We start from the raw sequence: 24,781 nt of genomic DNA, 5'->3' as shown, positions 1-24,781 counted from the left end.
GCTGTCAGTTAAAAGGTTGTAAGTCGACGCGCGCCATCATTGCGGCCAACTGCGGACGATCGGTAATACCCACATTGCTTTGACTGACCGCCAGGGCTGCAACAGCCGTTGCCAGACGCAGTGTGTGTTCACTGGATTCACGCATCAGCAAGCCATAAATGAGGCCGCCAACCATGGAATCCCCTGCGCCAACAGTGCTTACGACATCGACTGACGGTGGTTTGGCGATCCATTCGCCGGAGGCATTAACCCAAAGCGCGCCTTCGGCACCCAGTGAAATTACGACATGCGCGATACCTTGTTCACGTAGCGCATGTGCAGCTTCAATGACATCTTTCATTTCAGGCAGTTTACGGCCTGCCCAGATTTCCAGCTCGCGACGGTTAGGTTTCACCAGCCACGGTGCCGCTTTCAAACCTGCCACTAATGCTTCGCGGCTACTATCAAAGATAATGCAAGGACACTGACTACGCAGGCGAGTCATCCAGTCGGTGAATGCTTCCGGGCTGACGCCTGACGGTAAGCTGCCGCTGACACAGACCATATCGAACTGACCGAGCCAGCTCAGAGAATCAGTCACAAAGCGTTCCCAGTCGGCAGGAGTGACTTCAAACCCCGAGAAATTGAGGTCAGTGACTTCGCCGTCTTTTTCCGTCAGCTTAACGTTAATGCGGGTACGCCCCTGAACAACCTGGAAACGGTTGGCAATGCCCAGCTCGCTGAACAGTTGCTGAAATCCGTCCTGATTGTCTTTACCCAGGAAGCCGCCAACGGTGACATCAATACCCAGATCTTTCAGAACTTTGGCAACATTGATACCTTTACCCGCCGCATGAAGACCGGTAGTTTTCACCAGGTTCACTTCGCCGCGCTCAATTTCCGGGCAGAAACCAACAAGGTCATACGCCGGATTGAGGGTGATCGTAGCAACACGTCTGCTCATTACGCGCCCTCCCCAAGACCTGCGGCGATGGCGTCGCCAATTGCCTTCAGTGCCTGTTCAGCATCCGCCCCCTGGGCGGTAAAGCGCAGGCGATGACCTTTCTTAACGCCAAGTGCCACAACTTTCATCAGACTACGTCCGTTTGCCGGTTTGCCGGTGCCATCAAGGTTTGTCACGGTAATATCACTGTTAAATTGTTTAATGGTATTGACCAGCATGGTGCCTGGACGAGCATGCAGGCCGTGTTCGTTGCGCACCACAAACTCCGCGCTTAACACGTCGTCAGTCGGCGCATCATCGCTGGTCAGCAGTGCCAGCAATGTTGCCGCATCTGCTTTCAGCAAACGGTCAGCTTTATTGTCGAGTAACAGATCGGCGAGACGCTTAAGAACCGCGACGGGCTGATCGTCATTCATTGCCACACTCACCAGCATGGCTGCCGTTTCGCCGTCCACATCAAAAGCATTTGCCGCACGGCTTACCGCAATCGCGCTACGCAGGTTGCCTTCGGCGCTATCGCTCAGCCAGATGCCCTGTCCGAGATTCAGCGGCTGTTCATTGATGGCTTTGGTGACGAAGGTGGCGTCAACGGCCCCCGCTTCTTTCAGACGCGCAGCGTTCAGCGCCTGAAGAGTCAGCAGATCGCTGGCAACGATATCCAGCGTCAGCATTTCGTTGTCGAGTTTCAGCTGCTCACTCTGCTTTTCGCCCATCAGCAATGCGCGAAGTTCTTCTGCTGTGGTGGCTGACTTCAATTGTTCAGCAACGGAATCATCGCTCAGTACGTGGGTCAACTGGCGCAGCAGGCCCAGATGTTCGTCCGAGCTGGCGGCAATACCGATCGCCACGTACGCCACCTGACCGTCACCCCAGGTGACGCCTTCCGGGAACTGAAACACCTGAACGCCGGTTTTAAGCACCTGATCGCGGGTGTCGGTGGTGCCGTGGGGAATGGCAATACCATTGCCGAGGAACGTTGAGGTTTGCTGCTCGCGCGCCAGCATGCCATTGACGTAGCCTTCAGCTACATTACCGGCCTGCACCAGCGCCGCAGCGACCTGGCGAATCGCCTCTTCTTTGTCTCCGGCCTTTTCGCCCGGATGGATGTCCTGTACGGATAACTGGAACATAGTTCTCCTCTCTTGCTGAATTGAAACGATTCAGCCTCTATGAGAAAAAAAGCGCCAACCTGGCTTAGGGTTAAAGACAAGATCGCGCTGAAACGTTTCAAGAAAGCATAATACTTCTGTTTCAGCACGCAAGGGAAGCTGTAAACTTATGACCAAAAGTTTGATGTGCTGCACAATTTTTTGTCATTTTTCCTAATTGCTGACGGGAGAAATCCGTTGTCAGCAATTTCATTTCAGCAGCGTCAGCAGACAATCAACAAGAGTGAAATGGCATTTTGATTATTCGTGGCGAGTTTGATTTCACTGACTGTTTATTTTCTGACAAGCAGCGTAAACTCCGCGTCTCCATCTTTCAGTGATCGACCAGCATGCATAACTCCCCCGCAGTCTCCAGCGCGAAATCGTTTGACCTGACATCGACGGCGTTTTTAATCGTTGCCTTTCTCACCGGTATTGCGGGCGCTCTGCAAACCCCAACGCTCAGTATATTCCTTACCGATGAAGTGCACGCCCGTCCGGCGATGGTGGGATTCTTCTTTACCGGCAGTGCTGTCATCGGGATTCTGGTGAGTCAGTTTCTCGCCGGACGCTCTGATAAGCGCGGCGATCGTAAATCACTGATTGTCTTTTGCTGCCTGTTAGGCGTGCTGGCCTGCACCCTTTTTGCCTGGAACCGCAACTACTTTGTTTTGCTGTTCGTTGGTGTCTTTCTTAGTAGCTTTGGCTCTACCGCCAACCCGCAAATGTTTGCTCTTGCCCGTGAGCACGCTGACAAAACCGGGCGTGAAGCGGTGATGTTCAGCTCTTTTTTACGTGCTCAGGTTTCGTTGGCATGGGTCATTGGTCCGCCGCTGGCTTATGCTCTGGCGATGGGGTTCAGCTTTACGGTGATGTATCTCAGCGCAGCAGTGGCGTTTATTATCTGCGGCGTGATGGTGTGGCTATTTTTACCATCGATGCAAAAAGAGGTTCCGCTGGCGACCGGCACGGTTGAAGCGCCGCGCCGTAATCGTCGCGATACGCTACTGCTGTTTGTCATTTGTACGTTGATGTGGGGGTCAAATAGCCTGTACATCATCAACATGCCACTGTTTATTATCAACGAATTACATCTTCCTGAGAAACTGGCGGGCGTGATGATGGGAACCGCCGCAGGCCTGGAAATCCCGACCATGTTGATTGCGGGTTATTTTGCCAAACGTCTGGGTAAGCGTTTCTTAATGCGCGTTGCCGCCGTGGGTGGCGTCTGTTTTTACGCAGGTATGTTGATGGCGCATTCACCTGTCATTCTGTTGGGTTTGCAGCTACTGAATGCTATTTTTATTGGCATTCTGGGTGGCATCGGGATGCTCTATTTTCAGGATCTGATGCCTGGTCAGGCGGGTTCAGCAACCACGCTCTATACCAATACGTCTCGTGTGGGCTGGATCATCGCGGGGTCAGTGGCGGGCATAGTCGCCGAAATCTGGAATTATCACGCCGTGTTCTGGTTTGCGATGGTGATGATTATCGCCACTCTGTTCTGCTTACTGCGGATTAAAGATGTTTAAGGCGTGGTCAGTATTTCCAGATCGATAAGCCAGGTCATCGCCTGCTGACGCGTATTGCCGCACATTTCAGCACTGGCTTGTAAACCTGCGCAAACTTTCGGACGTAGCGGTGATGTAAAAATTTTACAACGTTGTTGTTCATCAAGCTGAATGCAGGGCGTATTGGCGGGCTTGCCATCTGGCATACCGGGTATAGGACTGGAAATTGAAGGGGCTGTGCAACACGCCCCGCAATCCGGACGGCATTCCATACGTTGTTCTCTTAAGGTTAACCACCGGATTGATGAGCGCGCACAGTACCACCTTTTTTGCACCAGCAAAAGTGCGAATACCACTTGCCTGAAAGGCTCGTCGCGAGTAGTTTGACGCGATATTTTTGACATTTTCGATAACAGGAATTTTTCGATGCCAAGAGCGAACGAAATTAAAAAGGGTATGGTACTGAATTACAACGGCAAATTGCTGCTGGTTAAGGATATTGATATTCAGTCGCCAACCGCCCGTGGTGCCGCTACGCTGTACAAAATGCGTTTTTCTGATGTCCGTACCGGGCTGAAAGTGGAAGAACGCTTCAAAGGCGATGATATCGTTGACACCGTAACGCTGACCCGTCGTTACGTTGACTTCTCCTACGTCGATGGCAACGAATATGTCTTTATGGATAAAGAAGACTATACCCCGTATACCTTCACAAAAGATCAGATCGAAGAAGAACTGATGTTTATGCCAGAAGGCGGTATGCCGGATATGCAGGTTCTGACCTGGGACGGTCAACTGCTGGCACTTGAACTGCCGCAAACCGTTGATCTGGAAATCGTTGAAACCGCACCGGGCATCAAAGGCGCGTCTGCCAGCGCCCGTAACAAACCGGCGACATTGAGCACCGGTCTGGTCATTCAAGTACCAGAATATTTAAGCCCGGGCGAAAAAATTCGTATCCATATCGAAGAACGCCGTTATATGGGACGTGCTGACTAATTTCAGCCACATTCAGAAAAGGGATAGCTCAGGCTGTCCCTTTTTTAATTTATTATACCAATCTTTTATTTTGCGCTTCCTGAACATCGCTCTCCCGCAATATTCACCAGTACATTGATCGCCCTCACACTTCACTGCATTAACAATCCAGACCAATTTCAATTGCTGTCATATAACTTTACACTGTCGTTGTTAATTAATCGTTACTAAGACGTGACTCCTATGAATACAATCGCCTCCGTTACACTCCCGCAGCACGTACACTCGCCCCGCTACGATCGGCAACAATTGAAATCCCGTATCGTTCATTTTGGGTTTGGAGCCTTCCACCGTGCGCATCAGGCACTATTAACCGATCGTGTGCTGAGTGCGTTGGGTGGTGACTGGGGAATTTGTGAAATCAGCCTGTTCAGTGGTGATCAGCTGATGAGCCAGCTTCGCGCGCAGGATCATTTATACACCGTGTTAGAGAAAGGCGCAGACGGTAACCAGGCGATTATTATTGGAGCCGTTCGCGAGTGCCTGAATGCAAAACTGGATTCATTAGCGGCAATTATTGAGAAGTTTTGCGAGCCGCAGGTGGCAATTGTTTCCCTGACGATTACCGAAAAAGGCTATTGCATTGACCCGGCGACCGGTGCACTCGACACCAGCAATTCGCGGATTATTCACGATCTACAAAACCCTGAAGAGCCTCACTCCGCGCCAGGCATTCTCGTCGAAGCACTGAAACGCCGCCGTGAACGCGGCCTTGCACCGTTTACCGTGCTCTCCTGCGACAACATTCCCGATAATGGCCATGTGGTGAAAAACGCGGTGCTGGGGATGGCGGAAAAACGTTCGCCAGAACTTGCGGAATGGATAAAAGATCACGTCAGCTTTCCGGGAACCATGGTAGACCGCATTGTCCCGGCAGCAACCGACGAATCACTGGAGGAAATTAGCCAACATCTGGGCGTGAATGATCCCTGTGCGATTAGCTGCGAGCCGTTTATCCAATGGGTGGTTGAAGATAACTTTGTCGCGGGGCGCCCTGCCTGGGAAGTCGCTGGCGTGCAGATGGTCAATGATGTCCTGCCGTGGGAGGAGATGAAACTGCGTATGCTTAATGGTAGTCACTCTTTTCTCGCTTATCTGGGTTATCTCGCAGGATTCGCCCACATCAGTGATTGTATGCAGGATCGCGCATTTCGCCGTGCCGCCAGAACGTTAATGCTGGATGAGCAGGCGCCGACGCTGCGGATCAAAGATGTCGATTTAACACAATATGCGGATAAGTTAATTGCACGTTTTGCTAACCCGTCGCTGAAACATAAGACCTGGCAAATCGCGATGGATGGCAGCCAGAAATTACCGCAGCGTATGCTGGCAGGCATTCGCATCCATCTGGCGCGCGGAACAGACTGGTCATTGTTGGCATTAGGCGTTGCAGGCTGGATGCGGTATGTGTGCGGTGTTGATGATGCCGGAAATGCTATTGATGTTCGCGATCCGCTTAGCGATAAAATTCGCGACCTGGTTGCGAGCAGCAGCAGTGAACAACGCGTAATCGCCCTGCTTTCTCTGCGTGAAGTTTTCGGTGATGACCTGCCAAATAACCCGCATTTTGTTCAGGCTATCGAACAAGCCTGGCAACAAATCGCGCAGTTTGGGGCGCATCAGGCGCTATTAAACACTCTCAAAATTTAACGATTTCTGCGGTTAAAGCGGATGAAGCCCGCCTTCGTCCGCTCTCCCCTTCTCTTTTCAGCCTTTTTTAGCCAGGATTAACGCACAGTTAACTTATCAGAGTATTGCGGAGCCGCTGTGACCAGGACCAACCTCATCACCGGTTTTCTCGGCAGCGGGAAAACCACGTCGATTCTTCATCTGCTAGCCCATAAAGATCCAAACGAAAAATGGGCGGTACTGGTTAATGAATTTGGGGAAGTCGGAATTGATGGCGCTTTGCTCGCCGATAGCGGCGCATTGCTGAAAGAGATCCCCGGCGGCTGCATGTGCTGCGTTAATGGTTTACCCATGCAGGTAGGGTTGAATACTTTGCTGCGCCAGGGAAAACCAGACCGCTTGTTGATAGAGCCAACCGGGCTGGGCCATCCGAAACAGATCCTCGATCTATTAACCGCACCAGTCTATGAACCCTGGATCGACTTGCGCGCCACGTTGTGTATTCTCGACCCACGCCTGCTGCTGGACGAAAAAAGCGTCAAAAATGAAAACTTCCGTGACCAGTTGGCTGCCGCAGACATCATTGTTGCCAATAAATCCGACCGCACGACGCCCGAAAGCGAGCAAGCGTTGCAACGCTGGTGGCAACAAAATGGTGGCGATCGGCAATTAATTCACTGCGAACATGGGCAAATTGAAGGTCATCTTCTGGATTTACCCCGTCGCAATTTAACCGAGTTGCCTGCCAGCGCCGCCCATTCACATCAGCATACCGTGAAAAAAGGGTTAGCGGCTTTAAGTCTGCCAGAACATCAACGCTGGCGTCGCAGTCTGAACAGCGGACAAGGACATCAGGCCTGCGGCTGGATTTTTGACGCCGACACGGTGTTCGACACCATTGGCATTCTGGAATGGGCACGACTTGCACCGGTGGAACGCGTAAAAGGCGTAATGCGCATTCCAGAAGGGCTGGTGCGAATCAACCGTCAGGGCGATGACCTGCACATTGAAACGCAAAACGTTGCACCGCCGGATAGCCGTATTGAGCTGATCTCCAGCGGCGAAACTGACTGGAACGCCTTACAAAGCGCGCTGTTGAAGCTTCGTTTAGCGACCAGCGCGTAAGGTTGCCTGCGTTTTTCAGTAAGATAATTAGAGAAAATATGATTAAAAATTTGCCGCAAATAGTGTTGTTGAACGTTGTCGGCCTCGTGCTGTTTCTTTCCTGGTACATACCCGTTAATCATGGATTCTGGTTACCGATTGATGCGGATATTTTTTATTTTTTTAATCATAAACTGGTCGAAAGTAAGGCCTTTTTATGGCTGGTTGCATTGACCAATAATCGTGCATTCGACGGTTGTTCACTGCTGGCAATGGGAATGCTGATGCTGAGTTTCTGGCTGAAAGAAAACGCCTCCGGAAGACGGCGTATCGTAATTATTGGTCTGGTCATGCTGTTAACCGCAGTGGTATTAAACCAGTTGGGCCAGGCATTAATTCCTGTCAAACGGGCCAGTCCGACATTAACCTTTACAGATATTAACCGCGTCAGCGAACTGCTACCTGTACCCACGAAAGATGCATCACGAGATAGCTTTCCCGGCGATCACGGCATGATGCTACTTATTTTTTCCGCCTTTATGTGGCGTTATTTCGGAAAAGTCGCAGGTCTTATCGGCATTATTATTTTTGTGGTTTTTGCATTTCCCAGAGTAATGATTGGCGCACACTGGTTTACCGATATCATTGTCGGCTCCATGACCGTGATATTGATCGGTTTACCCTGGGTGCTGTTGACGCCATTAAGTGATCGATTAATCACCTTTTTTGACAAATCACTACCGGGAAAAAGTAAACATTTCCAAAACAAATAACTCACAGTAATTAACATCATCAGGTTTATTTTTATAGTGAGGATAATCCTGATGATACGCACCATTGCTTTCATTCATCGAACACAGTGCTCATTCTTTAAGTAAATGAATGGATTGCATGTTTTTCGCACAATTGTTCTTTAATTGACCAATCCCACTTATTAACTTTCTGTATCACTTTTTCTTATAAAAAATCATGTAAAACCGCTCGCCAAGACCGCGCCAATCGGGTAATCTCGAACTCGTTTTGCCTCGGCGTTAAATTATCCTCACAGCATATAATTTTGTGCGTTAGTCCACAGATTTGGCCTTAAGGAATTGTTTCAACATGCCCAGGTAATTAGTCTCGTGTCGCTTGGCATTTTTTTATAACGATATTTATCGTTAAGGACTTCAAGGGAAAACAAACAACATGGTCAAATCTCAACCGATTTTGAGATATATCTTGCGCGGCATTCCCGCGATTGCAGTAGCGGTTCTGCTTTCTGCATGTAGTGCAAACAACACCGCAAAGAATATACATCCTGAGACACGTGCAGTGGGTAATGAAACATCATCACTGCAAGCTTCTCAGGATGAATTTGAAAACCTGGTTCGTAATGTCGACGTGAAATCTCGAATTATGGATCAGTATGCTGACTGGAAAGGCGTTCGTTATCGTCTGGGCGGCAGCACCAAAAAAGGTATCGATTGTTCTGGTTTTGTACAACGTACCTTCCGTGAGCAATTTGGCTTAGAACTTCCGCGTTCAACGTATGAACAGCAGGAAATGGGGAAATCAGTTTCCCGTAGTAATTTGCGTACAGGCGACTTAGTCCTGTTCCGCGCGGGTTCAACCGGACGCCATGTCGGTATTTATATCGGTAATAATCAGTTTGTTCACGCATCCACCAGCAGTGGTGTAATTATTTCCAGCATGAATGAGCCGTACTGGAAGAAGCGTTACAACGAAGCACGTCGGGTTCTCAGCCGTAGCTAATAAATCGTTTGGATGCAATCCCTTGGCTATCCTGACGAGTTAACGGAAAGCACTGCTTAGGCAGTGCTTTTTGGTTTTTCTCATCCGAGAAAATGATGTTTCCACATCTTGAACCAGGCTATAGTCCCGTCATTCTTTCCTTTTAGTGTTGTCGTATTTTCAGGATATTATCGGAACCATGTTCATACGAGCTCCCTCTTCTGGACGTAAGATCCTGCTCACCTGCATTATTGCGGGCGTGATGATTGCGATACTGGTCAGCTGTCTTCAGTTTTTAGTGGCCTGGCATAAACACGAAGTCAAATACGACACCTTGATTAACGACGTACAAAAATATCTCAATACCTATTTTGCCGACCTGAAATCCACCACTGACAGGCTCCAGCCGCTTACCTTAGATACCTGCCAGCAAGCAAACCCGGAGCTGACTGCACGCGCAGCATTTAGCATGAATGTGCGAACGTTTGTGCTGGTAAAGGATAAAAAAAGCTTCTGCTCATCTGCGACTGGTGAGATGGACATCCCACTCAGTGAACTGATCCCGGCACTAAATATCGGCAAAGATATTGATATGGCAATATTGCCAGGCACACCGATGGTGCCCAATAAACCAACGATCGTCATCTGGTATCGTAACCCTTTATTAAAAAATAGCGGCGTTTTTGCGGCATTGAATCTGAACCTGACGCCTTATATTTTCTATAGCTATCACCAGCAAGATTTCAACGGTATCGCACTCATTATTGGTGATACTGCGCTATCGACCTTTACGTCGCATTTGATGAACGTCCGTGAGTTAACCGGCACGCCTGTACGCGAAACCAAAATTGCAGGCCTTCCGCTGACCGTTCGGCTTTATGCTGATGACTGGACATGGAACGATGTGTGGTACGCGTTTTTACTCGGAGGCATGAGTGGAACTGTCGTTGGCCTGCTCTGCTATTACCTGATGAGCGTGCGTATGCGCCCTGGCAGAGAAATTATGATGGCCATCAAACGTGAGCAATTTTACGTGGTGTATCAACCGGTGGTTGATGCACAAACGCTGCGGGTAACCGGCCTGGAAGTACTGCTACGCTGGCGTCACCCGGTAGTGGGTGAAATTCCCCCGGATGCCTTCATTCACTATGCCGAATCGCAAAAGATGATTGTGCCTCTCACCCAGCATCTGTTTGAGCTGATTGCGCGTGATGCCGCAAAATTAGAAAACGTACTGCCGGTGGGCGTGAAATTTGGCATTAACATCGCGCCGGATCATCTGCACAGCGAGAGCTTTAAAGCCGATATACACCGGCTGATTGCCTCCCTGCCTGCGCACCATTTCCAGATTGTACTGGAAATTACCGAACGCGATATGCTGAAAGAGCATGAAGCATCACAGCTTTTCGCATGGCTGCATTCTGTCGGCGTAGAAATTGCCATTGATGACTTCGGCACCGGACACAGTGCGCTTATCTATCTGGAACGCTTCACACTCGATTATCTGAAAATTGACCGTGGCTTTATCAACGCCATAGGTACGGAAACGGTCACCTCACCGGTACTTGACGCGGTGCTGACACTGGCGAAACGCCTCAATATGCTGACAGTTGCTGAAGGGGTCGAAACACCGGAACAGGCGCGCTGGCTGCGCGAACGTGGCGTTAATTTCCTGCAAGGTTACTGGATTAGCCGCCCCCTGCCGCTGGATGATTTTATCCGCTGGCTGGAGAAACCTCATACGCCACAGTGGTAAGGTGTGCGTGCGTCCCTTATTATTCATAGTGAAAGTATGCCGGATTGCGGCTAATGATGAGTAAAAGGAAATCCGTTGCAGATGATTGTGCGCATACTGCTGCTGTTTATCGCTCTGTTCACCTTTTGTGCGCAGGCGCAGGCTATCAAGGAAAGCTATGCCTTTGCGGTGCTGGGAGAACCCCGGTACGCGTTTAATTTCAACCATTTTGATTATGTGAACCCCGCCGCGCCAAAAGGTGGGCAAATAACGTTATCCTCCATTGGAACCTTCGATAATTTCAACCGCTATGCACTGCGCGGTAACCCTGGCGCACGTACCGAGCAGCTGTACGACACGCTATTTACCACCTCCGATGACGAGCCAGGCAGTTATTACCCGCTGATTGCCGAAAGCGCGCGCTATGCTGACGATTATTCCTGGGTGGAGGTCGCAATTAATCCGCGCGCCCGTTTTCATGATGGTTCGCCCATTACTGCCCGCGATGTTGAATTCACTTTTCAAAAATTTATGACCGAAGGCGTACCGCAATTTCGTCTGGTTTATAAAGGCACTACCGTTAAAGCCATTGCGCCTTTAACCGTGCGCATTGAATTAGCCAAACCCGGTAAAGAAGATATGCTTAGTCTGTTTTCGCTGCCGGTGTTTCCAGAAAAGTACTGGAAAGATCACAAACTTAGCGACCCGCTCGCCACGCCTCCGCTTGCCAGTGGTCCGTACCGAATTACGTCCTGGAAAATGGGGCAGAATATTGTTTATTCCCGCGTGAAAGATTACTGGGCGGCAAACTTACCGGTAAACCGTGGGCGCTGGAATTTCGACACCATTCGCTACGATTATTACCTCGACGATAATGTCGCCTTTGAAGCATTTAAAGCCGGCGCTTTTGATTTGCGTATGGAAAACGACGCCAAAAACTGGGCCACGCGCTATACCGGTAAAAATTTCGACAAAAAATACATTATCAAAGACGAGCAAAAGAACGAATCAGCACAGGATACGCGCTGGCTGGCGTTTAACATCCAGCGTCCGGTATTCAGCGATCGCCGGATCCGGGAAGCCATCACTCTCGCCTTTGACTTTGAATGGATGAACAAGGCGTTGTTTTACAATGCCTGGAGTCGCACTAACAGTTATTTTCAGAATACAGAATACGCTGCCAGAAATTACCCCGACGCTGCGGAACTGGTGCTTCTGGCGCCGATGAAAAAAGAGTTACCGCCAGAAGTCTTCACGCAAATCTACCAGCCGCCGGTATCCAAAGGCGATGGCTACGATCGTGACAACCTGTTAAAAGCCGACAAACTTCTCAACGAAGCAGGCTGGGTTCTGAAAGGTCAGCAACGCGTAAATACCACAACGGGTCAGCCGCTCAGCTTTGAGTTATTGCTGCCTTCGAGCAGCAATAGTCAGTGGGTATTACCGTTCCAGCACAGCCTGCAACGGCTGGGCATCAATATGGACATTCGCAAGGTGGATAACTCGCAAATCACCAACCGAATGCGCAGTCGCGACTATGACATGATGCCGCGCGTGTGGCGAGCAATGCCGTGGCCCAGTTCCGATTTACAGATTTCCTGGTCATCGGAATATATCAACTCCACTTATAATGCCCCCGGCGTGCAAAGTCCGGTTATCGACTCGCTGATCAACCAGATTATTGCCGCGCAGGGAAATAAAGAAAAATTACTGCCGTTGGGGCGCGCACTGGATCGCGTGTTAACGTGGAATTATTACATGCTGCCGATGTGGTACATGGCGGAAGACCGTCTTGCCTGGTGGGATAAATTCTCTCACCCAGCAGTGCGCCCCATTTACAGCCTCGGTATCGATACCTGGTGGTATGACGTCAATAAAGCGGGCAAACTGCCGTCAGCCAGACAACAGGGAGAGTAGATGGGCGCTTATCTGATTCGCCGTCTGTTGCTGGTGATCCCAACGTTATGGGCGATTATCACCATCAACTTTTTCATCGTGCAAATTGCGCCTGGCGGTCCGGTCGATCAGGCTATCGCCGCCATTGAGTTTGGTAATGCCGGAGTATTACCCGGCGCAGGCGGCGAAGGTGTTCGTGCCAGCCATGCGCAAACGGGCGTCGGCAATATCAGCGACAGTAATTACCGTGGCGGACGCGGATTAGATCCAGAAGTGATCGCCGAGATCACTCATCGCTACGGTTTCGATAAGCCGATCCACGAACGTTACTTCAAAATGCTCTGGGACTACATCCGCTTTGATTTCGGCGACAGCCTGTTTCGCAGCGCCTCGGTACTGACGCTAATTAAAGACAGTCTGCCGGTTTCCATCACCCTCGGATTATGGAGCACGCTGATTATCTATCTGGTGTCGATTCCGTTAGGCATTCGCAAAGCCGTTTATAACGGTAGCCGCTTTGACGTCTGGAGTAGCGCATTTATCATCATCGGTTACGCCATTCCGGCCTTTTTATTTGCCATCTTGCTGATTGTCTTCTTCGCAGGGGGCAGCTATTTCGACCTGTTCCCTCTGCGCGGCCTGGTATCCGCTAATTTTGATTCGCTGCCGTGGTATCAGAAAATCACCGATTATCTGTGGCATATCACGCTACCCGTGCTGGCGACAGTGATTGGCGGCTTTGCGGCACTCACGATGCTGACCAAAAACTCATTCCTTGATGAAGTGCGCAAACAATACGTGGTGACCGCGCGTGCGAAAGGGGTCAGTGAGAAAAATATTCTCTGGAAACATGTGTTTCGTAACGCCATGCTGCTGGTGATTGCCGGTTTTCCGGCGACGTTTATCAGCATGTTTTTCACCGGTTCACTGCTGATTGAGGTGATGTTTTCGCTCAATGGCCTTGGCTTACTGGGCTACGAAGCGACCGTCTCACGCGATTATCCGGTGATGTTTGGCACGCTGTATATTTTCACCCTGATTGGCCTGCTGCTGAATATCGTCAGTGATATCAGCTATACGCTGGTCGATCCGCGTATTGATTTTGAGGGACGCTAATGTCGCGACTCAGCCCCGTCAATCAGGCCCGTTGGGCACGTTTTCGTCATAACCGTCGCGGCTACTGGTCGTTATGGATTTTTCTCGTCTTGTTTGGTTTGAGTTTGTGTTCTGAACTGATCGCCAACGATAAACCGTTGCTGGTGCGTTATGACGGCAGCTGGTATTTCCCGTTGCTGAAAAACTACAGTGAAAGCGATTTTGGCGGCCCGCTGGCAAGCCAGGCTGATTATCAGGACCCGTGGCTGAAACAACGGCTGGAGGATAATGGCTGGGTACTGTGGGCGCCGATTCGCTTTGGTGCTACCAGTATCAACTTTTCCACCGATAAGCCTTTCCCTTCCCCGCCATCCCGACAAAACTGGCTGGGAACCGATGCCAACGGCGGTGATGTGCTGGCGCGCATTCTGTATGGTACGCGGATCTCGGTTCTGTTTGGTTTGATGTTGACACTCTGTTCCAGCGTGATGGGCGTGCTGGCGGGGGCGCTACAAGGCTATTACGGCGGTAAAGTCGATCTCTGGGGACAACGCTTTATTGAAGTATGGTCGGGAATGCCAACGCTGTTTTTAATTATTCTGCTCTCCAGTGTCGTGCAGCCTAACTTCTGGTGGCTGCTGGCAATTACCGTTTTGTTTGGCTGGATGAGTCTGGTCGGCGTGGTGCGCGCAGAGTTTTTACGTACCCGCAATTTCGACTACATCCGTGCAGCTCAGGCGCTTGGCGTCAGCGATCGCAGTATAATTCTGCGTCATATGTTGCCAAATGCCATGGTCGCTACCCTTACCTTTTTACCGTTTATTTTATGCAGTTCAATAACTACCCTGACCTCGCTCGATTTCCTCGGTTTCGGTCTGCCGCTCGGTTCACCGTCGCTCGGCGAACTGCTGTTACAAGGAAAAAATAACCTCCAGGCACCGTGGCTTGGGATCACCGCCTTCTTGTCGGTGGCGATATTGTTGTCTTTGCTGATCTTTATTGGTGAAGCAGTCCGCGACGCATTTGATCCTAATAAGGCGGTGTAGCATGACGCAAACTCTGTTAGCGATTGAAAACTTGTCGGTGGGTTTTCGCCATCAGCAAACTGTTCGTACCGTAGTGAATGATGTTTCACTACAGATTGAGGCTGGCGAAACGCTGGCACTGGTAGGCGAGTCAGGTTCCGGCAAGAGCGTTACCGCACTGTCTATTTTACGTCTGCTCCCTTCCCCACCGGTTGAATATCTTGCTGGAGATATTCGTTTTCATGGCGAATCGCTGCTTCATGCCAGCGAGCAAACGTTGCGTGGCGTACGCGGTAATAAGATAGCCATGATCTTCCAGGAGCCAATGGTGTCGTTAAATCCATTGCATACCCTGGAAAAACAGCTTTATGAAGTGCTTTCACTCCATCGCGGGATGCGACGAGAAGCGGCACGTGGCGAGATATTAAATTGCCTTGATCGCGTAGGTATCCGTCAGGCAGCAAAACGACTGACAGATTACCCGCATCAGCTCTCTGGCGGCGAACGCCAGCGGGTGATGATTGCGATGGCGCTATTAACACGACCGGAATTATTAATTGCCGATGAACCGACCACCGCGCTGGACGTCTCTGTCCAGGCGCAGATTTTGCAACTGTTGCGCGAACTGCAACATGAACTGAATATGGGTATGCTGTTTATTACTCATAACCTCAGCATTGTCAGAAAACTGGCTCATCGCGTGGCAGTGATGCAAAACGGTCGCTGCGTGGAGCAAAATAACGCCACTGCGCTATTTGCCTCCCCTGCTCATTCTTACACGCAAAAGCTACTCAACAGCGAGCCGTCAGGCGACCCGGTGCCGTTGCCAGAGCCTGCCTCAACGTTGCTTGATGTTGAACAGCTTCAGGTTGCCTTCCCCATTCGCAAGGGGATTTTAAAACGCGTTGTCGATCATAACGTGGTGGTGAAAAGTGTCAGTTTTACGCTACGGGCAGGTGAAACGCTGGGTTTAGTGGGCGAGTCCGGTTCCGGTAAAAGCACTACGGGACTGGCGCTACTGCGACTGATTAACTCTCAGGGCAGCATCGTCTTTGACGGTCAGCCATTGCAAAATTTAAATCGCCGCCAGCTATTGCCGATTCGCCATCGCATTCAGGTGGTATTTCAGGATCCAAACTCCTCGCTCAATCCACGACTCAACGTATTGCAGATTATTGAGGAGGGATTACGGGTTCACCAGCCGACGCTTTCTGCCGCACAACGCGAAGAACAAGTGAAAGCGGTGATGCATGAAGTGGGATTAGATCCTGAAACGCGCCATCGTTATCCGGCAGAGTTTTCCGGGGGGCAACGACAACGCATAGCGATTGCCAGGGCGTTGATTCTTAAGCCTTCACTGATCATTCTTGATGAACCAACATCGTCGCTCGACAAAACGGTACAGGCGCAAATATTGACGCTATTGAAATCATTGCAACAAAAGCATCAACTGGCCTATTTGTTTATCAGCCACGATTTACACGTCGTCCGCGCGTTATGTCATCAGGTTATCGTACTGCGACAAGGGGAAGTGGTGGAACAAGGGCCGTGCGCGCGCGTATTTGCCGCACCGCAGCAGGAGTATACGCGTCAGCTACTGGCGTTAAGCTGACGCTTAAAAAGGATTGTAATTTGAGAAGGGCTCGGCAATTGCCACACCAAAATTTTTCAGTCGGCATGTCGCAGCAAACTCATCATGGCGATTTACAAACAGGCACGGTTCACCTTCACACTCCAGTACCGAGCATGGAACTTCGATGTCGCTTAACGCCTGACTTAGTTTATACATCACCGACCATGCATTATCACCATCCGGGCTAAGCAATTTAAGCGCCACCAGGCTGTTGTCACCGCACGGTCCATTTTGCGGAATCGGTTCAACCTTCGAACCTGCGAAACCAGCAGACCAGCGATAGTTCTGCGGCAGTCGATGGACGATTGAGAGTTGTAATGAAGTCACTTATTTTCCCCGGAAGCACATTTACTTCACAATTTGTTTACATCAATTTTAACACATCATCAACAACCCGTCTTTAAACAGATCGTAAAGATTGATGCCTCGCCTGCGTGGCCTCTATGGCTCTGATTTAAATAATATCTGCGGGCGTGGTCACGTTTGCGGGGCTATATGTACCCGTTTCTGCGATCTAACTCAACCTTTTTAACTACAATGATGTGACTTTTTACATAAATTGATTTTACATAAAATAAACAAATGACGGGAGATTGATAGATTTGCGGTTGATATGCATCAACAAAGGAAGCCTTTTAGCTTCCCCGTTGTGCAATAGATCACCGTTTTTTCGGCCGACTGGCGTACAGACAGAAGAGAATGGAGCAGGTCGCACAGAACGCAATCGACCAGATCATCGGCCATGCGGAGTTAAAGGTCGCAAGGGAGAGCAATGCACCGACAATGGCGCCAATACCAAAGCGGAAGGTTCCTGCCAGCGATGATGCCGTTCCCGCCATATGCGGAAACTCATCCAGAATCACTGCCATCGCATTGGATGACACCATCGACACGCAACCCACAAACGCCGCCACACCAACCACCAGCGACCAGAACCCTAGTCCCAGCAGCGCACTGATGACCATCCACGCCGCCATAATAAATTGTATCCACAGCCCCGATCGGAACATATTCAGCGCGCCAATGCGGCGAACAAAGCGACTGTTAAAGATGGTCATCACGAACAAGAAAACAATATTCAGCGCAAAGTAATAACCAAAGTTTTCCGGCGCGACGTGGTTAATTTCAATGTAGACAAACGGTCCGGCGCTTAAGAACGAGAACATCCCGGCAAAGCTAAAACCGCTGGCCAGCATATAACTCAGGACACGCTTATGACGGAACAGCGCAGCGAAGTTACCAATAGTGGTACGGATGTGAAACGGCTGACGACGCTCCGGCGGTAACGTTTCTTTGATCAGGAAGAAGATCATCGCCGAAGCCAGAATCGCCGCCACGGCGAGGATCCAGAAAATGTAATGCCAGCTCAGCCACACCAGCACCCAACCGCCAACAATCGGTGCCATCAGCGGTGCGATGGTCGTTACCAGCATGACAAACGACATCATCCGCGAGAACTCTTCTTTCGGGTAGATATCGCGCATCAGGGCGTTGATGACCACGCTGGCCGCTGCTGCCGCCAGCCCGTGGAAGAAACGCATCACAATCAGCTGATCGATAGTTTGCGCCAGTGCACACGCCACCGCCGCCGCAGCAAATACCAGAGTGCCGCCGAGAACCACCGGCTTACGCCCGAAGCTATCCGCCATCGGCCCGTAGATTAACTGCCCCAACGCAAAGCCCAGAATATAAGTACTCAGGGTCATCTGCGTACTGCCCGCCGGCACACCAAACTGCGCAGAAATCACTGGCAGCGCGGGCAGATACATATCAATCGACAGCGGCATCAACATGGCCAGCAGGCCAAGGATAAAGACAATAGCAAACGATGAATGCTGTCGCGTGGTCACAACGGGCTCCTGAATATAATGAAAGTGTTAACTAACGCTGGCGATTTCTTCTGCAGTTAATGGACGATATTCACCGGGTGCTAAATCAGCATCCAGCGTAATGCCGCCAATACGTTCACGATGCAGCTCAACCACGTGGTTACCCACGGCGGCGAACATGCGTTTCACCTGATGATAACGTCCTTCGCTGATGGTCAGACGTACCTGCGTCGGAGTAATCACTTCCAGCACCGCCGGCTTAGTGAGATCTTTTTCGTTATGTAACTGCACGCCTTTAGCAAACTGCTCTGCCGTATCGGCTGCCACCGGGGACTCCAGCGTCACCAGGTAGGTTTTCTCACAATGATGACGCGGAGAAGTAATGCGGTGCGACCACTGACCGTCATCGGTCATCAGCACCAGACCGGTGGTGTCGATATCCAGCCGCCCTGCTGCGTGTAGTTTCCACGCCACAGGTTCATCCAGAAAATAGAGCACCGTTGGGTGATCCGGATCGTCAGTAGAACAAACATAGCCCTGAGGCTTATTGAGCATGAAGTAACGTGGTCCGTGTTGCTGTGCCAGCGGGTTTCCATCGTAAGCCACACTGTGTTCAGGGAGCAGTTTAAACGCTGCATTGCGGACGATTTCGCCATCGACGGTGACACGAGTGGCACGGATTTCACGCCCGGCAATAGCACGGCTAACGCCGAGTTGCTGTGCGATAAATTTATCAAGTCGCATGTGTGTGATTTTGCCTGTAAAAAACGGAGGTCGGGTAATGACCCGAAAATCTGAACTGTTGTTCGCCCAGTATAGCGGTCTAATAACTTCCCTCAAGAGAAAAAGATCCGTGGCATACTATTAGCAGAATAATCTACCTACGCGAGACCATGATTTTTACACTCCGTCCATATCAGCAAGAAGCCGTGGATGCCACGCTCAACCATTTTCGTCGTCATAAAACTCCTGCCGTTATCGTGCTGCCTACTGGTGCAGGTAAAAGCCTGGTGATAGCGGAACTGGCACGGCTGGCGCGTGGTCGCGTGCTGGTGCTGGCGCACGTCAAAGAGCTGGTGGCGCAAAACCATGCAAAATATCAGGCGCTGGGGCTGGAAGCCGATATTTTTGCCGCCGGGCTGAAGCGTAAAGAGAGCCACGGCAAAGTGGTGTTTGGCAGCGTACAGTCGGTCGCACGCAATCTCGATGCCTTTCAGGGTGAATTTTCGCTGTTGATTGTCGATGAATGCCACCGTATTGGCGACGACGAAGAGAGCCAGTATCAGCAAATCCTTACTCACCTGACCAAAGTGAATCCCCACTTACGCCTGCTGGGGCTGACTGCCACGCCTTTTCGACTGGGCAAAGGCTGGATCTACCAGTTCCATTATCACGGCATGGTACGCGGCGATGAGAAAGCCCTTTTCCGTGACTGCATTTATGAGCTGCCGCTGCGTTATATGATTAAACACGGTTATCTGACGCCACCAGAACGGCTGGATATGCCGGTAGTGCAATACGATTTCAGCCGCTTACAGGCACAGAGCAATGGGCTGTTCAGCGAAGCAGATCTCAATCGCGAGCTGAAAAAACAACAACGTATTACGCCGCACATCATCAGCCAGATCATGGAGTTCGCCGCAACGCGCAAAGGGGTGATGATTTTCGCCGCGACGGTTGAACACGCAAAAGAGATTGTGGGATTGCTGCCCGCCGAAGATGCAGCACTCATTACCGGTGACACACCCGGCGCTGAACGTGATGTATTAATTGAAGATTTTAAAACCCAGCGTTTTCGCTATCTGGTCAACGTTGCGGTACTGACCACCGGATTTGACGCCCCGCACGTCGATCTTATCGCCATTCTGCGTCCTACTGAATCAGTGAGTCTTTACCAACAAATTGTCGGGCGCGGTCTGCGTCTGGCTCCCGGCAAGACTGATTGCTTAATTCTTGATTATGCGGGTAATCCTCACGATCTCTACGCGCCAGAAGTTGGCACCCCAAAAGGCAAAAGTGACAACGTTCCGGTACAGGTTTTCTGCCCTGCCTGCGGTTTTGCCAACACCTTCTGGGGCAAAACGACCGCCGACGGGACATTGATTGAACACTTTGGTCGTCGCTGTCAGGGATGGTTTGAAGATGACGACGGTCATCGCGAACAGTGTGACTTCCGTTTCCGTTTTAAAAATTGCCCGCAATGTAACGCGGAAAATGATATTGCCGCCCGACGCTGCCGCGAATGTGACACGGTACTGGTTGATCCAGACGACATGTTAAAAGCGGCGCTACGACTGAAAGATGCTCTGGTATTACGCTGTAGCGGCATGTCTTTGCAGCATGGACACGACGAGAAAGGCGAATGGTTGAAAATCACCTATTACGATGAAGACGGCGCGGATGTGAGTGAGCGTTTCCGTCTGCAAACGCCCGCCCAGCGTACCGCCTTCGAGCAGCTTTTTATCCGCCCGCATACGCGCACACCGGGCATCCCTCTGCGCTGGATCACCGCTGCCGATATCCTCGCTCAGCAAGCGTTACTGCGCCATCCGGATTTTGTTGTTGCGCGAATGAAAGGCCAGTATTGGCAAGTGCGTGAAAAAGTGTTCGATTACGAAGGTCGTTTTCGTCGGGCGCATGAATTACGCGGTTAATAGTAGTTTTGATTGATGTATAAGGCGATTGAGTATAGAATCTCGCCCGCTTTTGCATACGCAAAGCAGATCACTTACCTGTTGCTGGGTCGCCTGTAGCAGGATTAATTTAAGAGAGAAAGAAATGTTTACTATCAACGCAGAAGTACGTAAAGAGCAGGGTAAGGGTGCGAGCCGCCGCCTGCGTGCCGCTAACAAATTCCCGGCAATCATCTACGGTGGCAAAGAAGCGCCGCTGGCTATCGAGCTGGATCACGACAAAGTCATGAACATGCAAGCTAAAGCTGAATTCTACAGCGAAGTTCTGACCATCGTTGTTGACGGTAAAGAAATCAAAGTTAAAGCTCAGGATGTACAGCGTCACCCGTACAAACCGAAGCTGCAGCACATCGACTTCGTTCGCGCTTAATCGCTGAATAAGTTGTAAAAAACCCCGCTCCGGCGGGGTTTTTTGTATCTGCAGATTATGCCTGATGCGACGCAGTGCGTCTTATCAGGCATACAGGTATTACCGTTATTTGCAGGCCAGAGAAGGCGTCACGCCGCATCTGGCATTCATTACGTAAAACCGATTAATTACCGCCAGACGTCCGGCGCTGAAGCTGATCGCGCAAGTTCGGCGGCGTGCCCTTAATGGTCAGGGTATCGGTCGCCGGGTCCCAGAAAATCCGTTCGCCTAACAGCATTGCATCAAAGTTGATGGTTAAGCCACCACCACTACCGGCAAACTTAGTCAACTGACGCAGCGTGCTACGATCTGCCGGGAAGCTCTCTTCCAGTTCATAGCCTTTTTCAGCCGCAAATTCCGTGAAGCTCACTTCGCTGACGCCCGCCAGTTCTTTCGACAGCGACTCCAGCTCGATCTCTTCGCCCGCCTGCAATTGCTCATTACAGTAGCTATAAACCTGCTGGCGAACGTTCTGCCGTTCTGCTTTATCCAGTTGCGCTTCGGCGGTAAAGTCATCGACCGCCTGTAACAGACCACGGTTTTGCGCTTTCGCATTCAATCCTTCGCTGGCACCGAGGAAGTCCATAAAGAAATCAGCCACTTTGCGCCCTACTCGCCCTTTCAGGAAAGTAAGATAACGGGTCGATTCTGGATTGGTTTCCCATTCGGTTAAATCGATACGCGCAACAATATCCGCATGATTAATATCGAGATAATGGGTCGGGTTGATGTCGAGGTTTTCGTTAACGCGCATACTGCTTAAATTGTTCAGTACGCAAATCAGCAAATACTCAACCGCCAGATAGCGATAGTGACAAAACAGCACGAAGCCGCCGTCAGCAAAAGGATATTTCGCCAGTTCGTCACGCAGGCGACCAGTTGCTGCCCGACTAAATGCCAGAAAGTCTTCTTCGCCCTGACGCTGTAAGCGCAGCGTCTGCGCCAGCTCACTCTCCTCGCTAAACAAACCGTAGGCTTTGTTCTTGGCGCTATAGACACGATGCAGCTCTGCCACCATCTCAACGACGGTTTCCGTCGGTTCCAGCAATGAATCGCGCAGCACCAGCTCAAGGTTCTGCTCATCACGCTTGATAAGCTGGTGCAGAGCAATCTGGTTGATATCCAGACTCATGATAAACTCTCCTTTAAGACCGGGCGGTATTCAACCACCGCCGGTTAAGCGACGCAATAAAAGATGGCGGTCATTTTACAGAAGGTGGCGTAACGCGAATGATTTAAAGTATAAAAAAGCAGAAAAAAAACCGTTGCTACGGTAATATGTTGCCCTTTCATCAACTAACTGATTTCGATTTATGCCACAAATTTCCCGCTACAGTGATGAACAGGTTGAACAATTGCTCGCAGAGCTGCTCAACGTACTGGAAAAACATAAGGCTCCGACCGACCTTTCCCTGATGGTGTTAGGCAATATGGTCACCAACCTTATCAACACCAGCATTGCCCCGGCTCAGCGCCAGGCGATTGCCAACTCTTTTGCCCGCGCCTTACAGTCCTCTATCAACGAAGACAAAGCGCACTAAGGGAAACAGATAACAGGTTATGGTAACTCATCGTCAGCGCTACCGTGAAAAAGTCTCCCAGATGGTCAGTTGGGGGCACTGGTTTGCACTGTTCAATATTCTGCTTTCGCTCGTCATTGGCAGCCGTTACCTGTTTATCGCCGACTGGCCGACAACGCTTGCGGGTCGTATTTATTCCTACGTAAGCATTATCGGTCATTTCAGCTTCCTGGTGTTCGCCACCTATTTGCTGATCCTCTTCCCGCTGACCTTTATTGTCGGCTCCCAGAGGCTGATGAGGTTTTTGTCCGTCATTCTGGCAACGGCGGGAATGACGCTATTACTGATCGATAGCGAAGTCTTTACCCGTTTCCATCTCCATCTTAATCCCATCGTCTGGCAGCTGGTTATCAACCCGGACGAAAATGAGATGGCGCGCGACTGGCAACTGATGTTCATCAGTGTGCCGGTAATATTATTGCTTGAACTGGTGTTTGCGACGTGGAGCTGGCAAAAGCTGCGCAGCCTGACGCGCCGTCGACGCTTCGCCCGCCCGTTGGCCGCATTCTTATTCATCGCCTTTATCGCCTCGCATGTGGTGTATATCTGGGCCGATGCTAACTTCTATCGCCCAATCACCATGCAGCGCGCCAACCTGCCGCTTTCGTATCCAATGACGGCGCGACGTTTTCTTGAGAAGCATGGTCTGCTTGATGCGCAAGAGTATCAACGTCGTCTTATTGAGCAAGGCAATCCAGATGCCGTTTCCGTACAGTATCCGTTAAGCGAGCTGCGCTACCGCGATATGGGCACCGGGCAAAACGTCTTGCTGATTACTGTCGATGGCCTGAACTACTCACGCTTTGAGAAGCAGATGCCTGCGCTGGCCGGTTTTGCTGAGCAAAATATTTCGTTCACGCGCCATATGAGTTCCGGCAACACGACAGACAACGGCATCTTTGGCCTGTTCTATGGCATATCGCCAAGTTATATGGACGGCATTCTGTCGACCCGTACGCCTGCGGCATTAATTACCGCGCTTAACCAGCAAGGCTATCAACTGGGATTATTCTCATCCGATGGCTTTACCAGCCCGTTGTATCGTCAGGCATTGTTGTCAGACTTCTCAATGCCGAGCGTTCGCACGCAATCCGATGAGCAGACAGCCACACAGTGGATCAACTGGCTGAGCCGCTACGCGCAAGAAGATAATCGCTGGTTCTCATGGGTATCTTTCAATGGCACCAACATTGACGACAGCAACCAGCAAGCATTTACACGGAAATATAGCCGCGCGGCAGGTAATGTCGATGACCAGATTAACCGCGTGCTTGATGCGCTGAAAGCGTCCGGCAAGCTGGACAATACGGTGGTGATTATTACTGCCGGTCGGGGTATTCCGCTGAGCGAAGAGGAAGAAACCTTTGACTGGTCCCACGGTCATCTTCAGGTGCCGTTAGTGATTCACTGGCCAGGCACACCGGCACAGCGAATTAATACCCTGACCGACCATACCGATCTGATGACCACGCTGATGCAACGTCTGCTACACGTCAGCACACCGGCGAGCGAATATTCGCAAGGTCAGGATTTGTTCAACCCTGAGCGCCGTCATTACTGGGTTACAGCTGCGGATAACGATACGCTGGCAATTACCACCCCGAAAATGACGCTGGTATTGAACAATAACGGTAAATACCGCACTTACAACTTACGTGGCGAAAGAGTGAAAGACGAAAAACCACAGTTAAGTTTGTTATTGCAAGTGCTGACAGACGAGAAGCGTTTCATCGCTAACTGATTAATTATAAATCAGTTAGCAAAATATCTTACTTGCAATCG

Annotated in this window: 22 protein-coding genes; 15 read left to right on the top strand and 7 right to left on the bottom strand. The window is 50.6% G+C overall.

The window, feature by feature from the left end; all coding sequences use genetic code 11:
* Window positions 1–4: 4 nt before the first annotated feature.
* Complete coding sequence (gene fruK, locus C3D30_RS08870) at window positions 5–943, bottom strand: 1-phosphofructokinase (protein WP_000091270.1); 939 nt, start codon at window positions 941–943, stop codon at window positions 5–7.
* Window positions 943–2,073: a fused PTS fructose transporter subunit IIA/HPr protein gene (gene fruB, locus C3D30_RS08865; RefSeq protein ID WP_000487253.1), complete on the bottom strand. Its 1,131-nt coding sequence runs from the start codon at window positions 2,071–2,073 to the stop codon at window positions 943–945. The genes fruK and fruB overlap by 1 nt, the downstream gene beginning before the upstream one ends.
* A 368-nt stretch (window positions 2,074–2,441) precedes the next feature.
* Between fruB and setB the strand changes: the two genes are divergently transcribed.
* A complete protein-coding gene (setB, locus tag C3D30_RS08860) occupies window positions 2,442–3,623 on the top strand; it encodes a sugar efflux transporter SetB (RefSeq protein ID WP_000551965.1) in 1,182 nt (393 codons plus the stop codon).
* Here the strand turns inward: setB and C3D30_RS08855 are convergent.
* The gene (locus C3D30_RS08855; RefSeq protein WP_016231823.1) at window positions 3,620–3,874 is read right to left on the bottom strand and encodes a YkgJ family cysteine cluster protein; all 255 of its coding nucleotides are present in this window, start codon (window positions 3,872–3,874) and stop codon (window positions 3,620–3,622) included. The genes setB and C3D30_RS08855 overlap by 4 nt on opposite strands.
* A gap of 154 nt (window positions 3,875–4,028) precedes the next feature.
* Here C3D30_RS08855 and yeiP point away from each other — a divergent pair, with 154 nt between their 5' ends.
* The 10 genes from yeiP to yejF all read left to right on the top strand — a co-directional run bounded on the left by yeiP (window position 4,029) and on the right by yejF (window position 16,467).
* Window positions 4,029–4,601 carry an elongation factor P-like protein YeiP gene (gene yeiP / locus C3D30_RS08850; RefSeq protein WP_001136831.1) on the top strand — a complete coding sequence of 191 codons (573 nt, stop codon included), beginning with the start codon at window positions 4,029–4,031 and terminating at the stop codon, window positions 4,599–4,601.
* Window positions 4,602–4,823: 222 nt separating this feature from the next.
* The gene (locus C3D30_RS08845) at window positions 4,824–6,290 is read left to right on the top strand and encodes a mannitol dehydrogenase family protein (protein ID WP_105286764.1); all 1,467 of its coding nucleotides are present in this window, start codon (window positions 4,824–4,826) and stop codon (window positions 6,288–6,290) included.
* 117 nt (window positions 6,291–6,407) lie between these two features.
* Window positions 6,408–7,394 carry a zinc-binding GTPase YeiR gene (yeiR, locus tag C3D30_RS08840; RefSeq protein ID WP_000198831.1) on the top strand — a complete coding sequence of 329 codons (987 nt, stop codon included), beginning with the start codon at window positions 6,408–6,410 and terminating at the stop codon, window positions 7,392–7,394.
* Between the two features lie 38 nt (window positions 7,395–7,432).
* Complete coding sequence (lpxT, locus tag C3D30_RS08835) at window positions 7,433–8,146, top strand: Kdo(2)-lipid A phosphotransferase (RefSeq protein ID WP_105286763.1); 714 nt, start codon at window positions 7,433–7,435, stop codon at window positions 8,144–8,146.
* A gap of 412 nt (window positions 8,147–8,558) precedes the next feature.
* Window positions 8,559–9,125 (top strand): bifunctional murein DD-endopeptidase/murein LD-carboxypeptidase, encoded by a 567-nt coding sequence (gene mepS, locus C3D30_RS08830; protein WP_105286762.1) that lies wholly within the window; start codon window positions 8,559–8,561, stop codon window positions 9,123–9,125.
* 178 nt (window positions 9,126–9,303) lie between these two features.
* Complete coding sequence (locus C3D30_RS08825) at window positions 9,304–10,860, top strand: cyclic di-GMP phosphodiesterase (RefSeq protein ID WP_000470613.1); 1,557 nt, start codon at window positions 9,304–9,306, stop codon at window positions 10,858–10,860.
* A gap of 81 nt (window positions 10,861–10,941) precedes the next feature.
* Window positions 10,942–12,756: an extracellular solute-binding protein gene (locus C3D30_RS08820; RefSeq protein ID WP_105286761.1), complete on the top strand. Its 1,815-nt coding sequence runs from the start codon at window positions 10,942–10,944 to the stop codon at window positions 12,754–12,756.
* Window positions 12,757–13,851 (top strand): microcin C ABC transporter permease YejB, encoded by a 1,095-nt coding sequence (locus tag C3D30_RS08815; protein ID WP_000501604.1) that lies wholly within the window; start codon window positions 12,757–12,759, stop codon window positions 13,849–13,851.
* Window positions 13,851–14,876, top strand: coding sequence for an ABC transporter permease (locus tag C3D30_RS08810; RefSeq protein WP_021551073.1), 1,026 nt, complete (start codon window positions 13,851–13,853; stop codon window positions 14,874–14,876). The genes C3D30_RS08815 and C3D30_RS08810 overlap by 1 nt, the downstream gene beginning before the upstream one ends.
* A gap of 1 nt (window position 14,877) precedes the next feature.
* Window positions 14,878–16,467 (top strand): microcin C ABC transporter ATP-binding protein YejF, encoded by a 1,590-nt coding sequence (yejF, locus tag C3D30_RS08805; protein ID WP_105284977.1) that lies wholly within the window; start codon window positions 14,878–14,880, stop codon window positions 16,465–16,467.
* A 3-nt stretch (window positions 16,468–16,470) separates the two neighbouring features.
* Here yejF and C3D30_RS08800 read toward each other — a convergent pair whose 3' ends face one another.
* The 3 genes from C3D30_RS08800 to rsuA form a co-directional block, all read right to left on the bottom strand.
* A complete protein-coding gene (locus C3D30_RS08800) occupies window positions 16,471–16,815 on the bottom strand; it encodes a YejG family protein (protein WP_000202796.1) in 345 nt (114 codons plus the stop codon).
* 332 nt (window positions 16,816–17,147) lie between these two features.
* Window positions 17,148–18,338 (bottom strand): multidrug efflux MFS transporter Bcr, encoded by a 1,191-nt coding sequence (gene bcr / locus C3D30_RS08790; RefSeq protein ID WP_000213383.1) that lies wholly within the window; start codon window positions 18,336–18,338, stop codon window positions 17,148–17,150.
* Window positions 18,339–18,365: 27 nt separating this feature from the next.
* A complete protein-coding gene (rsuA, locus tag C3D30_RS08785; protein ID WP_021551075.1) occupies window positions 18,366–19,061 on the bottom strand; it encodes a 16S rRNA pseudouridine(516) synthase RsuA in 696 nt (231 codons plus the stop codon).
* Window positions 19,062–19,210: 149 nt separating this feature from the next.
* Here rsuA and radD point away from each other — a divergent pair, with 149 nt between their 5' ends.
* Window positions 19,211–20,971 (top strand): DNA repair helicase RadD, encoded by a 1,761-nt coding sequence (gene radD / locus C3D30_RS08775; protein WP_000578060.1) that lies wholly within the window; start codon window positions 19,211–19,213, stop codon window positions 20,969–20,971.
* Between the two features lie 124 nt (window positions 20,972–21,095).
* Window positions 21,096–21,380 carry a 50S ribosomal protein L25 gene (gene rplY / locus C3D30_RS08770; protein WP_000494183.1) on the top strand — a complete coding sequence of 95 codons (285 nt, stop codon included), beginning with the start codon at window positions 21,096–21,098 and terminating at the stop codon, window positions 21,378–21,380.
* Between the two features lie 163 nt (window positions 21,381–21,543).
* Here the strand turns inward: rplY and yejK are convergent, their stop codons facing one another.
* Window positions 21,544–22,551, bottom strand: a complete 1,008-nt coding sequence (yejK, locus tag C3D30_RS08765; RefSeq protein ID WP_000050780.1) for a nucleoid-associated protein YejK — start codon at window positions 22,549–22,551, stop codon at window positions 21,544–21,546.
* 181 nt (window positions 22,552–22,732) lie between these two features.
* Between yejK and C3D30_RS08760 the strand changes: the two genes are divergently transcribed.
* Window positions 22,733–22,960: a YejL family protein gene (locus C3D30_RS08760; RefSeq protein WP_001135667.1), complete on the top strand. Its 228-nt coding sequence runs from the start codon at window positions 22,733–22,735 to the stop codon at window positions 22,958–22,960.
* A 19-nt stretch (window positions 22,961–22,979) separates the two neighbouring features.
* A complete protein-coding gene (gene yejM / locus C3D30_RS08755; RefSeq protein WP_000256208.1) occupies window positions 22,980–24,740 on the top strand; it encodes an LPS biosynthesis-modulating metalloenzyme YejM in 1,761 nt (586 codons plus the stop codon).
* Window positions 24,741–24,781 lie beyond the last annotated feature (41 nt).

Origin of the sequence: Escherichia sp. MOD1-EC5433 (genome assembly GCF_002966005.1) — a bacterium.
In the GTDB taxonomy this organism is placed as follows: Bacteria; Pseudomonadota; Gammaproteobacteria; order Enterobacterales; family Enterobacteriaceae; genus Escherichia; species Escherichia ruysiae.
This window is presented reverse-complemented; position numbering and strand designations above follow the sequence as displayed.

Excerpts from the sequence above, each read along its gene's own strand:
- fruK (WP_000091270.1), bottom strand. The coding sequence starts at position 943 with ATGAGCAGACGTGTTGCTACGATCACCCTCAATCCGGCGTATGACCTT.
- mepS (WP_105286762.1), top strand. The coding sequence starts at position 8,559 with ATGGTCAAATCTCAACCGATTTTGAGATATATCTTGCGCGGCATTCCC.
- C3D30_RS08820 (WP_105286761.1), top strand. The coding sequence starts at position 10,942 with ATGATTGTGCGCATACTGCTGCTGTTTATCGCTCTGTTCACCTTTTGT.
- setB (WP_000551965.1), top strand. The coding sequence starts at position 2,442 with ATGCATAACTCCCCCGCAGTCTCCAGCGCGAAATCGTTTGACCTGACA.
- yejF (WP_105284977.1), top strand. The coding sequence starts at position 14,878 with ATGACGCAAACTCTGTTAGCGATTGAAAACTTGTCGGTGGGTTTTCGC.
- C3D30_RS08845 (WP_105286764.1), top strand. The coding sequence starts at position 4,824 with ATGAATACAATCGCCTCCGTTACACTCCCGCAGCACGTACACTCGCCC.
- yejM (WP_000256208.1), top strand. The coding sequence starts at position 22,980 with ATGGTAACTCATCGTCAGCGCTACCGTGAAAAAGTCTCCCAGATGGTC.
- C3D30_RS08855 (WP_016231823.1), bottom strand. The coding sequence starts at position 3,874 with ATGGAATGCCGTCCGGATTGCGGGGCGTGTTGCACAGCCCCTTCAATT.
- radD (WP_000578060.1), top strand. The coding sequence starts at position 19,211 with ATGATTTTTACACTCCGTCCATATCAGCAAGAAGCCGTGGATGCCACG.
- rsuA (WP_021551075.1), bottom strand. The coding sequence starts at position 19,061 with ATGCGACTTGATAAATTTATCGCACAGCAACTCGGCGTTAGCCGTGCT.
- yejK (WP_000050780.1), bottom strand. The coding sequence starts at position 22,551 with ATGAGTCTGGATATCAACCAGATTGCTCTGCACCAGCTTATCAAGCGT.
- C3D30_RS08760 (WP_001135667.1), top strand. The coding sequence starts at position 22,733 with ATGCCACAAATTTCCCGCTACAGTGATGAACAGGTTGAACAATTGCTC.
- C3D30_RS08825 (WP_000470613.1), top strand. The coding sequence starts at position 9,304 with ATGTTCATACGAGCTCCCTCTTCTGGACGTAAGATCCTGCTCACCTGC.
- C3D30_RS08810 (WP_021551073.1), top strand. The coding sequence starts at position 13,851 with ATGTCGCGACTCAGCCCCGTCAATCAGGCCCGTTGGGCACGTTTTCGT.
- rplY (WP_000494183.1), top strand. The coding sequence starts at position 21,096 with ATGTTTACTATCAACGCAGAAGTACGTAAAGAGCAGGGTAAGGGTGCG.
- C3D30_RS08815 (WP_000501604.1), top strand. The coding sequence starts at position 12,757 with ATGGGCGCTTATCTGATTCGCCGTCTGTTGCTGGTGATCCCAACGTTA.
- lpxT (WP_105286763.1), top strand. The coding sequence starts at position 7,433 with ATGATTAAAAATTTGCCGCAAATAGTGTTGTTGAACGTTGTCGGCCTC.
- yeiP (WP_001136831.1), top strand. The coding sequence starts at position 4,029 with ATGCCAAGAGCGAACGAAATTAAAAAGGGTATGGTACTGAATTACAAC.
- fruB (WP_000487253.1), bottom strand. The coding sequence starts at position 2,073 with ATGTTCCAGTTATCCGTACAGGACATCCATCCGGGCGAAAAGGCCGGA.